The organism is Dyadobacter chenwenxiniae, assembly GCF_022869785.1.
GTDB lineage: Bacteria > Bacteroidota > Bacteroidia > Cytophagales > Spirosomataceae > Dyadobacter > Dyadobacter chenwenxiniae.
Genome location: NZ_CP094997.1, coordinates 1,707,253 through 1,719,807 on the forward strand (window position 1 = coordinate 1,707,253; position 12,555 = coordinate 1,719,807).

At 44.5% G+C, this 12,555-nt stretch carries 10 protein-coding genes; 3 read left to right on the forward strand and 7 right to left on the reverse strand.

All coding sequences use genetic code 11. The features are described 5' to 3' along the window. Nucleotides 1–464 precede the first annotated feature (464 nt). The 4 genes from MUK70_RS07105 to MUK70_RS07120 form a co-directional block, all read right to left on the reverse strand. Nucleotides 465–1,535, reverse strand: a complete 1,071-nt coding sequence (locus MUK70_RS07105) for a dipeptidase (protein ID WP_234656116.1) — start codon at nucleotides 1,533–1,535, stop codon at nucleotides 465–467. A gap of 24 nt (nucleotides 1,536–1,559) precedes the next feature. After that, nucleotides 1,560–2,669: a D-TA family PLP-dependent enzyme gene (locus tag MUK70_RS07110; protein ID WP_234656115.1), complete on the reverse strand. Its 1,110-nt coding sequence runs from the start codon at nucleotides 2,667–2,669 to the stop codon at nucleotides 1,560–1,562. A gap of 104 nt (nucleotides 2,670–2,773) precedes the next feature. Next, nucleotides 2,774–3,247, reverse strand: a complete 474-nt coding sequence (locus tag MUK70_RS07115) for a RidA family protein (protein WP_234604879.1) — start codon at nucleotides 3,245–3,247, stop codon at nucleotides 2,774–2,776. A gap of 338 nt (nucleotides 3,248–3,585) precedes the next feature. Further along, nucleotides 3,586–4,890, reverse strand: a complete 1,305-nt coding sequence (locus MUK70_RS07120) for a gluconate:H+ symporter (RefSeq protein ID WP_234656114.1) — start codon at nucleotides 4,888–4,890, stop codon at nucleotides 3,586–3,588. 279 nt (nucleotides 4,891–5,169) lie between these two features. Between MUK70_RS07120 and gyrA the strand changes: the two genes are divergently transcribed. Continuing rightward, nucleotides 5,170–7,806, forward strand: coding sequence for a DNA gyrase subunit A (gene gyrA, locus MUK70_RS07125; protein WP_234656113.1), 2,637 nt, complete (start codon nucleotides 5,170–5,172; stop codon nucleotides 7,804–7,806). A gap of 72 nt (nucleotides 7,807–7,878) precedes the next feature. After that, nucleotides 7,879–9,339 carry a tetratricopeptide repeat protein gene (locus MUK70_RS07130; RefSeq protein WP_234656112.1) on the forward strand — a complete coding sequence of 487 codons (1,461 nt, stop codon included), beginning with the start codon at nucleotides 7,879–7,881 and terminating at the stop codon, nucleotides 9,337–9,339. Between the two features lie 155 nt (nucleotides 9,340–9,494). Here the strand turns inward: MUK70_RS07130 and MUK70_RS07135 are convergent, their stop codons facing one another. Beyond that, nucleotides 9,495–9,704 carry a hypothetical protein gene (locus MUK70_RS07135; RefSeq protein ID WP_234656111.1) on the reverse strand — a complete coding sequence of 70 codons (210 nt, stop codon included), beginning with the start codon at nucleotides 9,702–9,704 and terminating at the stop codon, nucleotides 9,495–9,497. Between the two features lie 28 nt (nucleotides 9,705–9,732). Here MUK70_RS07135 and MUK70_RS07140 point away from each other — a divergent pair, with 28 nt between their 5' ends. Further along, a complete protein-coding gene (locus tag MUK70_RS07140) occupies nucleotides 9,733–10,662 on the forward strand; it encodes a DKNYY domain-containing protein (RefSeq protein ID WP_234656110.1) in 930 nt (309 codons plus the stop codon). 32 nt (nucleotides 10,663–10,694) lie between these two features. Here MUK70_RS07140 and MUK70_RS07145 read toward each other — a convergent pair whose 3' ends face one another. Next, nucleotides 10,695–11,561, reverse strand: a complete 867-nt coding sequence (locus MUK70_RS07145; protein ID WP_234656109.1) for a hydroxypyruvate isomerase family protein — start codon at nucleotides 11,559–11,561, stop codon at nucleotides 10,695–10,697. Nucleotides 11,562–11,586: 25 nt separating this feature from the next. Continuing rightward, nucleotides 11,587–12,480 (reverse strand): hydroxypyruvate isomerase family protein, encoded by an 894-nt coding sequence (locus MUK70_RS07150; RefSeq protein ID WP_234656108.1) that lies wholly within the window; start codon nucleotides 12,478–12,480, stop codon nucleotides 11,587–11,589. Nucleotides 12,481–12,555 lie beyond the last annotated feature (75 nt).

The following is a 12,555-nucleotide window of genomic DNA, read 5'->3' on the forward strand; positions in this document are numbered from 1 at the left end:
TGGCTCGCTCAGGTTTTCAAGCTTTACAAAGTGGCATACGTAACCGGCTGAGCGTAACACAGCCTGAATCTTGGAAAAGTCAGATAACTCAGAAGTAAGCGTCAACAACAAGTCCTGGAAATCATATGCCCAGTGTTTAACATTGAGCTGTTTTAGGCAATCGTGCAATCGCTGAAAGGATTTGTTGTTTTTAATCTTGGTTCGAAAAGAAATTTTATATGTGTTATGCATGTTGGTTTAAAATTATGGAGGACAGCCATGAATAGAGTTTGGTATCAGCCGGAAAATTTATCAGCTACTTTGTCAAAGATCAAGCTTATTTATAATAATTCCAAATAGAAAAAAGTTAATTTATCTTAAATTGGAAAACAAAAAAGCTTCGCAACCATGATGCAAGGTGCGAAGCTTTTTTGGTAAAAATATTATTGGAATATTAAGATTTTATTAGATTTTTCCTAAGCCGTCTATTTCCAGCTACGGTCCAGAAAATCAACCCAGTTACGCCACATAATTTGTTCGATATCGGTTTCCGAATAACCACGAGCGGACAAGATTCCGGTGATGGATTGCAGGTCTGCAATGGATTCGAGGTCCATAGGCGACTGTTCTTTGCCGTAAGCACCATCAAGATCGGAGCCGATGCCAACGTGCAGTGCATTTCCCGCCAACTGGCAGATATGATCTATATGTTCGGCAATGTGTTCGATTTTCAGCCCCATGCTTTCTGGCGTCGACTTACCGCGAACCCAGCCGGGAACCATCATCCAGGCATCGAATGCCATGCCTATTACCGCCTTCCTTTCCAGCAGTTCCTTGATCATTTCATCTGAAAACTGCCGGTTATGCGGTGTGATTTTCCTAACCAGGTTGTGACTAGCCCAAACAGGTCCTTTGAAAATGTCCAGCGCTTCCCAGAACGCCGTGTCGCACAAGTGCGTCGCGTCCAGGATCATATTCAGTTTCTCCATCTCCCGCAACAAATCTTTGCCTTGCTGAGATAATTGCTGGTCGGAGTCTGTGCCGTAAGCATAAACGCCGGGCCCGTAATGTGCCGGGCCAATTGCACGCAAGCCGTACTGGTAGGCAATTTCAAGGTTTTTCAGACTAATAAAAGAATCCGCTCCTTCCAGGCTTAGAATGTATCCGATAGGAAGGTTTTCCGTGGATACGGCATTTTTCCAAAGTTCCAAATGTGAGTGTAAACCAGGAAGGTTCACAATCTGCACCATTTCCCCGGCTTCTTCCATGACCTTATACCAGGCAATTTGTGCCTGGGTTTGCGCCCATGCCTGTGCCTGGGAATGCCAACCCGGAATTTTGCTGTCGGGTTTCACGAAACGGGCGATCTGTGTAGCCACGCATATGCCAATGTTGCCCTTGCGCATTTCCGGAAAACTCACTACGCCTTTGCCGCGATCTGGCTTGTCGGTTAGATTGGCTTCGCGCTGTCTGATGGCATTCAAATCCTGGGTAAGGTCCCGGTTCCATTCCACGGCATTCATGGAAAGGTCGAGATGGGCATCAAAAAGTAACATTATCTGTTGTTTAGGAATGTAAGATTAAATTGTAATGCGTCGTTTGCGGGCTACGATTTTCCACTCGTCAGTTACTTCGCCGTCTTCAATAACAGAGGCAAATTCGTGCAACGCAACAGTGGGGCAAACATGAAAAGGCAGCGCATAAAGCACATCACCAATCTGCGTAGCGTCCCAAACGTCCTGCGTAACCTGCAAAACGCCGTGTTCCTCGCTTTGACCAATCAATGTATAGCTAGGCAGATTCAGTAGTTTGAAACGATTTTCAATCGGACTTTCGGGCGCAATAGCCTTATGCCCCAGATCGATCGTAACAATGCCGGCTGTTGGTTTGGAAACGACACGCGTGAGAACTAACGCTGCATGTTGGAAAGGCTGACCGTCAAAACGGTCGCCATAGCCCCAATCCCAAAGCACATTTGTGCCGGGGCTTAGAAACACTTCAGGCCGCAGGGCGTGAACGGTGAACGACGGCGAGCCGCCCGCTATAATCATCGGACTGTTTCCAGTATGATTTTTGATCAGATCAAAAAGCGGTAGTACTTTGTCAAATGCTTCATCCACAGCGAGTTTCCTATCTGAGAATTCGGGTTCGCGCAAATGTCCGTCATAGACATGCACACCCGCAAACGCTATGTTGGAAAGTCCTGTAATGTAACGATACAGGGATAGCAACGAAACATCCGTGATATGCCCGGAGCGGTTCATGCCATTGTTTACGTCGATAAATACATTGAAAATGACATTATTGGCAATACCCAGCTCGTTCAGATCGTCGGCGGATTTCTCGTTGTCGATCAGCGAGGAGAATGTGGCGTCCGGGAATTTGTTGCGCAGCGCAAGAAGCCGGTCAATGTTAGGGCCGACCATTTGGTAAGCCAGCAAGATCCATTTTGCACCGGCATCAGCCAACATTTCTGCTTCTGCAATCGTAGCACACTTGAATTTACTGATGCCTTGCGCTAGTTGTAATTCTACAATTTCGCTGCACTTATGCGTCTTCACATGCGGAATCAGTCTGTCGGCATCACCCGCAATGCTGACCATTCCGTGGATATTATTCTCTATGCGATCCTTGTAAAAGAGTAGGGAAGGAGAGATGACGCGCTCGGGATTTTTTAGCTGAAACCACATTTGGGGGATGTTGAATGAGTGAATGAGTGAATGAGTGAATGTTTAATTTTGAATGATTGAATGATTGAATGACCGAATTATTATTCACTCATTAAATCATTATTTTACTTCTCTTCCAGCTCAAACATTACCTCAATTTCAACAGGAATGTTATCAGGCAGGCTTCCCATTCCTACGGCGCTCCTTACACCGATTCCGTTTTCCTCACCCCAGATTTTGGCGAAAAGCTCGCTGCACCCGTTGATAATGAAGGGGTGTTTTTCAAAATCAGGCGTGCAATTGACCATGCCTAACACTTTTATGACGCGCTTAATGCGGTTGAGGCTTCCCAGGTTTGCTTTCAATGTAGACAGGATCGTTAATCCAACTTGGCGTGCTGCCAGTTTGCCTGCATCCGCATCCATATCTTTTCCGATGCGTCCTTTTATAAGCGTTCCATCGTCCTGCACCGTGCCGTGTCCCGACACATAAACCCAGCGTTTATCAACGATCAAAAGCGGCTTGTAAACGCCAAGCGGTTTTGGAGCGGGAGGAAGATTAAGACCAAGAGCAGCGAAGTTTGATTCGGGGGTGTTCATTTTTTAATGAGTGAATGAGTGAATGAGTGAATGAGTGCCAATTTTGAATGACTGAATGATTGAATGATTGAATGATTGAATGATTGAATGATTGAATGATTGAATGAGCGGGCGCCGTTGCGCTGAATGAGCGGGCGCCGTTGCGCTGAATGATGTTGATTGTGAATGAATTGATTGATCTTTCAGGATTGAAGGGGAAGTCTGTCGATAATGAGGCAATGTAGTTTCATTTGTCTTCTAACATTCACCCATTCATTCAAAATGAAACCATTCAGTCATTCGCTCATTCAGCGCAACGGCGCCCGCTCATTCAGTCATTCACTCATTCAAAATTGTTTCTACACGAACAAATTTAGCACTAAAACGCCCAGTAATCCCATTACAGACACAATTGTTTCCATAACCGACCAGGTCAAGAGCGTGTCTTTGATGCTTAGATTGAAGTATTCTTTGAAGAGCCAGAAGCCTCCGTCGTTTAAGTGCGAGAACATTAAACTGCCTGAACCTATGGACAATACGAGCAGTTCGGGAGAGACGTTTGAAGTGACCAGAAGCGGTGAGAGAATCCCTACGGTCGTGAGTCCTGCAACCGTTGCCGAACCTACACAAACACGGATTATTGCAGCAATACCCCAGCTTAATAATAGCGGTGAAATGTCAACGCCTTTCAAACTTTCGGCAATGAATGTACTCACGCCGCTGGCGGTCATGATCTCTTTGAAAACACCGGCTCCGGCAATGATCAGCAAAATCACGGAAACGCCTTTGAATGCTTCCTCCATAGATTTGCTCACACTTTTCATATTCATCCCGCGACGGATTCCCAAAACATAGGCAGCAAATAAAACGGAGATCAGCATGCCGAAATAAGGCTCAGCCAGCAAGCCAATGATCTTATTGTCAGGGTAAATGCGTTTTATACCAGACATGGATGTCAATAAAAAGACAGGCAATAATGCGGTAACAACGCTGATTCCCAGCCCCGGTAATTCAGCAGTAGGACGTGGTTTAACATTGAAAAGATCTTCGTCGGGTTTGGGCTGAAAACGTTTGAGCGTGCTGCCAAAAAGCGGTCCGGCCACGGCGATTGCGGGAATGGAAACAATGATCCCATATAATAATGTTCTTCCCAGATCTGCATTTAACTGGCTGGCGATAGCGGCAGGCGAGGGGTGAGGCGGCAGATATCCATGTGCCACCGACAAGGCGGACAGCATCGGAACCCCTACATATAATAATGGGAGACGCGCAGTGGCGCTAATCATGAAAATCAAAGGAATGACGATCACAAAACCGGCATTGTAAAAAAGGGGGATTCCGATCACAAAACCAGCCAGCGCCATTCCCCATTGAATGTATTTTTTCCCGAAAAGTCCTATAAGCGCATCGGTGATCCGCTGCGCCGCGCCGCTGTCTGCAACCATCTTTCCGAGCATCGCGCCGAAACCTACGATCAAAACGAGATCGCCCAATGTTCCGCCAACGCCTTTCTGAATGGCCTTGCTTACAGTTTCAACATCGAGACCGCTAGCGAGGCCCAATCCGATCGAAACGAGTAAAAACGAAATGAAAGTGTCAATTTTAAGCCACGCAATGAGTGCAATCAGGGTGAGTATGGCAATAAAAGTCAGTAATAAGGGCATGATGGAATCAAGAAAAGTGTAAGCATTTAGGTAATAAGCTGGAAGAAACTAAAATTTAATGATAGAAGCGAATTAACTTTTGAAAGCACATTCCTTGCTTAAATTCCGAAGGATCACCGATATACGAAATGAATGCTGAAATAGCACAAAAGATAGTTTGTTAGAATGCTTTAAAATAGCGAAATTTGACTTTTTAGAACTTATATTATTGTATTAATTCATTGGGTGGTTGCACTTTTCAGTTGCCCGTTTAAATTTTTGATTCTTTTCTAATTCTTTATGGCAGAATCTTCTGGTGAAAACATTATCCCCATTAATATTGAGGATGAAATGCGTGGAGCATACATCGATTACTCGATGTCAGTCATTATTTCCCGCGCTTTACCCGACGTTCGCGATGGTTTGAAACCGGTTCACAGGCGTGTGTTGTACGGGATGTCGGATTTGGGTGTTAATTACAATCGCTCACACAAGAAATCGGCTCGTATAGTAGGGGAGGTTTTAGGTAAATATCACCCGCACGGTGATTCATCTGTTTATAATACAATGGTGCGTATGGCCCAGCCCTGGTCCTTGCGTTACCCTTTGGTCGACGGCCAGGGAAACTTTGGTTCGGTGGATGGAGACAACCCGGCGGCAATGCGTTATACAGAGGCAAGGCTGAAAAGACTTGCTGATGAATTATTAAGTGACCTTGGAAAAGATACGGTTGATTTTCAACCGAACTTCGATGATTCACTTTCCGAACCGTCTGTTCTTCCCGCGAAATTTCCGAATTTATTGGTAAATGGTTCCTCCGGTATTGCGGTGGGGATGGCCACCAATATGGCGCCCCACAATTTGTCGGAAGTGATCGACGGCGTTCTGGCCTACATTGACAATAACGAAATTACCATTCCGGAATTAATGGAGCATGTAAAGGCGCCGGATTTTCCAACAGGAGGGATTATATATGGTTACCAGGGCGTAAAGTCAGCTTTTGAAACCGGCCGCGGGAGCATTATTATGCGCTCCAAAGCGCAATTTGAAGTTTCAAAAACAGGTAGGGAGCAAATCATTATTACTGAGATTCCCTACATGACCAATAAAGCGGCGATGATTGAACGCATCGCTGGCCTTATTAACGACAAGAAACTGGACGGAATTTCGGATATCCGTGATGAATCCGACCGTGACGGGATGCGTATCGTTTTTGATCTTAAAAAAGATGCAGTTCCTAATATTGTATTAAATCACTTGTTCAAATATACGCCGCTGCAATCGAGCTTCGGGGTGAACAATGTGGCGCTCGTAAAAGGACGGCCGGTAACACTAAATCTGAAAGATCTGATCAAACATTATGTTGATCACCGGATAGTTGTTATCACACGTCGTACCGAATATGAACTGAGAGAAGCTGAAAAAAGAGCGCACATCTTACAGGGTTTGCTGATCGCGCTCGATAATCTGGACGCGGTAATCACCTTGATCCGTAATGCACGTGATCCGGAAATAGCGAAAACAGGTCTGATGGAATCGTTTGAGCTGAGCGAAATTCAGGCCAAAGCAATTCTTGAACTTCGTTTACAACGGTTGACGGGTCTTGAAAGAGACAAAATCGTAAAGGAATACGAAGAGATCATGGTCTTGATCACCGACTTGAAAGATATTCTTGCAAACGAATCACGCAAGTTTGACATTATCAGGACGGAATTGGGGGAGATCAAAGACCGCTACGGAGACGAGCGTCGTACGAAGATCGAGTTTTCCGCGGAAGAGTTCAGCGATGAAGATATGATCCCGGATGACGAAATGCTTATCACCATTTCTAATGAAGGCTATATCAAAAGAACGCCGCTGGCAGAATATCGCACGCAGACAAGGGGAGGAGTTGGTTCCCGCGGAGTAAAAACCAAGGATACCGACTTTACCGAGCACCTTTTCTCAGCGACCATGCTGAATTACCTGTTGATTTTCACAGAATACGGTAAGTTATTCTGGATGAAGGTTTACGAGGTTCCCGAAGGAAGCAAGCAGTCCAAAGGCCGTCCGATCCAAAACCTGATCAGTCTGGAGAATGGAGATTCGATTCGTTCAGTGATCAACGTTCGTACATTGGCGGATGCGGATTATATCAACAACAATTACCTCATTATGTGTACCCAGCAGGGCACCATCAAGAAAACTTTGCTGGAAGCATACTCCCGTCCAAGAACAAACGGAATTATTGCGATCTCTATTAATGAAGGCGACAGGTTGTTGAATGTTGCGCTTACCAATGGAGACAACGACATCGTTATTGCGTCAAGCGCAGGGCGTGCTGTTCGCTTTAACGAAAAAGGAGTTCGTCCGATGGGAAGAACTGCTGCTGGTGTTCGTGGTATCAATCTGAATGATGCGGATAATAAAGTAATCGGAATGGTTTGTATCAACCGTGAAGATGCCCAGTTGCTTGTCGTTTCAGAAAACGGTTTTGGAAAGCGTTCTGCAATAGATAGTTACCGCATTACCAAGCGTGGCGGAAAAGGAGTTTCAACCATGAACGCTACGGACAAAGTGGGTAAATTGGTTGCAATCCGCGAAGTGACGGAGCAGGACGATCTGATGATCATTACCAGAAATGGAATTGCGATCCGGATGAGCGTGCTGGATATCCGTTTAGCTGGCCGTAACACGCAAGGTGTTAAGCTGATACGTCTGAACAATTCTGATGAGATCACTTCGGTGACGCGGATTTTGAAAGATCCGGACGAAAAAGCGGAGGAGCTGGATGAGAACGGCAACATAATCCCATCTGCTGTGGTAGAAGGAACCTCGGATATGATCATTGTTTCGGCGGATGAACAGGCAGAAGAGCTGGACGACGAAGACGATGTGATTGAAGATGACGACGAAGAGGATGATGAAAATGATCCTTCTGACGAGCCAGAGGCATGATTTTTGTAAAAATTATATTAATTGATTTATATTTAAATTCGAACAATCAATCACAACCAAAGTCAAATATTTATGAAAAAACTGTTTTTAGTTTCTGCACTTAGCTTTTTCAGTATCTCTGCGTTCGCGCAGGACGATGCTGCGAATAAGCTTGTGGTAGATCAGTTTCGTAAGGATAAAGAGAAAAGCGATAAAGACGTAAGTGATCCAAAGAGTAGCGCAAAGGCTTCATTCTGGATGGAAAGAGCAAAATTGTATGAAAACATTGCTTTGCAAGGTTCGGAAGTAGATTCCAGCGCCGCCAAAACGTCTTTGGAAGCTTACAAGAAGGTTGTGGAGCTAGACAAAACCAAGAAAGGGGAACCAGGTAAATCTGCCAAAGAAGCCGAAAACGTACTGGCAGGAGGAGAAGGTTCGCAACTTTTTAATGCATTTGTAAAGCAAGGAGCTGAGAAATATCAGGCAAAGAACCTGGCCGGCGCACTTGAAATGTTCACAGCAGCGCAAGAGATCAACAAGAAAGATACACTTGCCTCTCTTTACGGCGGAATTGCTGCACAACAGCTTGATAAAAAGGATGTTGCAAAAGAGCAATTTGAGAAATATGCAGCTAATGGTGGTAAAGATCCAAGTGTGTTTTACGGCTTGGCTCAGTTATACCGTGAAGAGAAGAATTTCGATAAGGCAATTGAGGCTTTGAATAAGGGTTTGGCTCAGGCACCTAACAACAAAGACCTTAAAGCAGAAGTTGTTAATATTCTTTTAGCGTCTGGTAACGAATCGAAAGCAATCAGTGAGCTGGAAGCATTGGCCCAGGCTGACCCGAAGAATATTCAAAATGTGGTTAACCTTGCCATTTTATATGACAACATGCAAAGAACCGCAGCGGATAGTGTTAAGCAAATGAGTGCTAAAATGGGATCTGGAAGCAAGTCTGCTGCCAGCCTTACCAAAAACCTGGAAGCGGAAAAAGGAAAGATCGAAGTGTTTGATGGTGAAGTGAAGCGCATCGGTGCGTTGATCAAAAAGCAACCAAAAAATGCAGATCTGAAACGCCAGCTTGCTGATGTAAATACAAAAAAGAAAGAAACATTGGCGACCATCGCAACGATGGAAGGCGAAGTGAAAGCCGCGACAGAAGCAGCCGCAAGCAGTGCATCATCTGGTTCAGAGCAAAAACTGAACGAGTTGAAAGCGAAGCAAAAAGCTGCGAGCGACAAAGCAATTGCTAATTACAAAAAAGCTTTGGAAATCGATGGGACAAATTACGATGCACTGTATAACCTGGGTGTTTACTATTTCAACGAAGCCGTACAATTAAAAGGCGAAGTGGATAACATGAACATGACAGAATATCAGCAACGTGGTAAAGAAGTTGAAGGTCGCGTTTGTGGAAAGTTCAAAAAGGCAAAGCCATACTTTGAAAAAGCAATTCAGGCAAAAGACGAAGCGGAAGCTAAGGAAAACTTAACTACTGTTAACGGAGTCCTTGAACAATTCGCTGGAAAAGGAGTTGCTTGTGTTGAAGAGTAGGAAATTCAATTATGTATAGTAAAACAGGCGCTAATAGGCGCCTGTTTTATTATAATAGAGTCTATTTAACATAATATAAATTATACAACAATCATATAGTGATTTCGACTCTGCTAGTATCACTTAGAATTAAGTATTTCGGTATAAGATGCTGGTTAATTTGCATATGCAATTCTAAGCGCTATCAGTTTGGTATTGTTGGATGCTATCAGGTTGATATTGAGTGAAAAATGGACGATTTTAGGCGCTCTTGAAATGGATTGGACATTTTCATTTTGGAGTTCAAACCGCGCGGCGTCGGCCTTTGGGTAAACATTATTGCCACTTAAGAGTTGTGAAAGCGCATTTGCTTGTAAAGTTTTCATATTTGATATATCAAACCCTGATATCAATATGACTTTTACTCATCATTTCAAAAGAATCTTTCTGCTTATGGGCTTACTTGGATTTTTGTCGAATCTCTTTTCCTGCTCAGATGGTAAATCCAAATTCAAACCCGGGATACTGACTCCCAGTGGTTACTACGTCAAAAATGGTAAAGCTTATTGGTATGGAGGGTTCAGCAATGCCGAGCTGATTGAACTGACAAGCGCTAATGCAGCAACTTTCGCTCCGCTAAGTGAAAAATATCCAAATGTCGAATTCGCTTCGTCTTATGCAAGTGACGGAAAAAATGTTTATTTCAATGGTCGGCGTATCAACGATGCAGATGGGCAAACCTTTGAAGTGCTTGGCTTCGGTTGGGGAAAAGATGCTCGTAATGTTTATTCGTGGTATTCGGTTGTTTCGGACGACGCCGAACATTATGTTGATGCAAAAGGCGGATTGCAAAAAGACAGTAAGCATGTTTACAGCGGCGACCGGATCGTTTCCGATGATCCGGAAAGTTTAAAGTATATCGGCACGGTTGGCGGTCGTTCCTATCATAGTGATTCCAGGGGCATCATGGCTGGCGAGATCCGGATTGATTCTGCTGACGTTGCAACATTCAAACCACTCGAACATGGCTATTCCGTTGACCAGTCACAAGTCTTTCTGATTGAAGCAACGAAGCTGGAAATTGTGAAAGACGCCGATGCGAAGACGTTTCAGGTAATGTCAGAGTTTTACACTAAGGATGCCTTGAACGTATTCTGGCGTGGTGAAAAATTGCCGGGTGTAAATGCCGGAGCTTTTAAAATAATCAGCGAAGAACATCATTGCAGCTGTGACGACGAGCGGGTTTATCATCACTACAAAATCATTCCCAACGCAGATCCGGCTAAATTTCCCGTTGGCAAGCGACTTAAATATTGTAATGACAGCGAGATTGTATTTGAGTAAATAAATCCCGCTGTCGGTAAGTTGAGTTTAAGTTATGCGATGTCACAAATCTGAACGCACTGTTTCAGCGAGGCCAGAGGTTCTCTTTTTGGAATGAATTCCTGGGCGACGAAACCTTTGAAGCCTGTTTCTACAATCGCTTTCATGATGGCCGGATAATATAATTCCTGCCCTTCATCAATCTCATTTCGGCCGGGGACTCCCCCAGTGTGATAATGTCCGATGTATTTATGATATTTTTTGATCGTTGCAATCACGTCACCTTCCATGATCGACATGTGGTAAATGTCATAAAGCAACTTAAAGTGCTCTGAACCAACCATTTCACACAAACCAGCGCCCCAGGATGTGTGATCGCACATGTAATCCTTGTGGTTGACTTTACTGTTGAGAAGTTCCATGATCATTGTAATTCCATACTTTTCGGCGGAAGGCATCAATCTTCTTAGTCCGATAGCGCAGTTGCGCATGCCGTCGATGTCTGACATCCCGCGCCTGTTTCCCGAAAAGCAAATGACGGTTGTGTAACCGGCTTCCTTTAATTTGGGGAACAGGTCCTCGTAGCTTTTCACAAGCTCGTCATGTAACGCGAGATCATTGAAGCCCTTTTCAATTCCCATTCCGGCGCCATTCGGCAAGGCACAAGTCAGTCCATATTTTTTTAGTGTCGGCCAGTCTTCGGGACCGAGGAGTTCGATGGATGTAATTCCCATCTGCTTGCACTCCTGTGCAAAAGTGTCCAAAGGAATTTTTCCATAACACCATTTGCAAACCGAATGGTTGATTTTTCCATTCAACTTCGCACCCAATGCTTTTTCATTGGCAGCAAAAACTTCCGATAGCGAAAACACTCCGGTGCCCGCCGCTAAACTTTTTAATACAGATCGTCTTGTGGACATATGGATAGTATTTTTGAAATGTATATCAGGCAATGTCACAAATGGTAACGCCTTGTTTAAGAGAAGCCATGTCATCTTTTCGGCTTGGAATAAACTCCTGTCCCACAAAGCCTTTGTAACCGGTTTCGACAATGGCTTTCATAATCGATGGATAATATAATTCCTGCGTTTCGTCAATTTCGTTTCTTCCGGGGACACCGCCTGTGTGATAATGGGCAATGTACTTGTGGTATTTTTTGATCGTCGCAATTACGTCGCCTTCCTGGATCTGCATGTGGTAAATGTCATAAAGCAACTTGAACTTTTCAGAGCCGACCATTTCGCAAAGGGCTGCCCCCCACTCTGTCCGGTCACACATATAGTCTCTGTGATTTACTTTGCTGTTCAGCAATTCCATCACCAACGTCACATTGTGCTTTTCCGCAATGGGGATAAGCCTTTTGAGTCCTACCGCACAGTTGCGCATCCCGTCCGTGTCTGACATTCCGCGCCTGTTTCCCGAGAAACAAATAATCTTGTCATAACCGGCAGCCTGCACTTTTGGAATAACATCTTCAAAACCTTTCACCAGTTCGTCGTGGTTGGCGGGATCATTGAAGCCTTTCTCGATATTCCTTGTTAAACCTTCGCCCCACGGCAAGGCGCATGTCAGACCGTATTTTTTTATAACCGGCCACTCAGCGGGCCCTAGAAGTTCAATGGATGTTAACCCGATTTTTTTACAATCCTGTGCAAAGGTTTCCAGTGGGATTTTCCCATAACACCATTTACAAACAGAGTGACTGATTTTGCCATTCAATTTCGGGCCTAGTGCCTTTTCGGAAGCGGCGAATGCTTCCGCTAATGTAACCGGCAAGGTCATTAGTCCCACGCTAGCGGCCATATTTTTAAGGACAGAACGTCTTTCGATACGCTTCATTTGTATGCTGAAAATTGTGGAAACCGATAAAAAATGAGTGGTGCAGGGATTCCCTGCACCACTATATTAAGCTTA

Bases quoted from the DNA above. Each gene is read 5' to 3' on its own strand.
- MUK70_RS07105 (WP_234656116.1), bottom strand. From the start codon at position 1,535: ATGTTACTTTTTGATGCCCATCTCGACCTTTCCATGAATGCCGTGGAA.
- MUK70_RS07110 (WP_234656115.1), bottom strand. From the start codon at position 2,669: ATGTGGTTTCAGCTAAAAAATCCCGAGCGCGTCATCTCTCCTTCCCTA.
- MUK70_RS07115 (WP_234604879.1), bottom strand. From the start codon at position 3,247: ATGAACACCCCCGAATCAAACTTCGCTGCTCTTGGTCTTAATCTTCCT.
- MUK70_RS07120 (WP_234656114.1), bottom strand. From the start codon at position 4,890: ATGCCCTTATTACTGACTTTTATTGCCATACTCACCCTGATTGCACTC.
- gyrA (WP_234656113.1), top strand. From the start codon at position 5,170: ATGGCAGAATCTTCTGGTGAAAACATTATCCCCATTAATATTGAGGAT.
- MUK70_RS07130 (WP_234656112.1), top strand. From the start codon at position 7,879: ATGAAAAAACTGTTTTTAGTTTCTGCACTTAGCTTTTTCAGTATCTCT.
- MUK70_RS07135 (WP_234656111.1), bottom strand. From the start codon at position 9,704: ATGAAAACTTTACAAGCAAATGCGCTTTCACAACTCTTAAGTGGCAAT.
- MUK70_RS07140 (WP_234656110.1), top strand. From the start codon at position 9,733: ATGACTTTTACTCATCATTTCAAAAGAATCTTTCTGCTTATGGGCTTA.
- MUK70_RS07145 (WP_234656109.1), bottom strand. From the start codon at position 11,561: ATGTCCACAAGACGATCTGTATTAAAAAGTTTAGCGGCGGGCACCGGA.
- MUK70_RS07150 (WP_234656108.1), bottom strand. From the start codon at position 12,480: ATGAAGCGTATCGAAAGACGTTCTGTCCTTAAAAATATGGCCGCTAGC.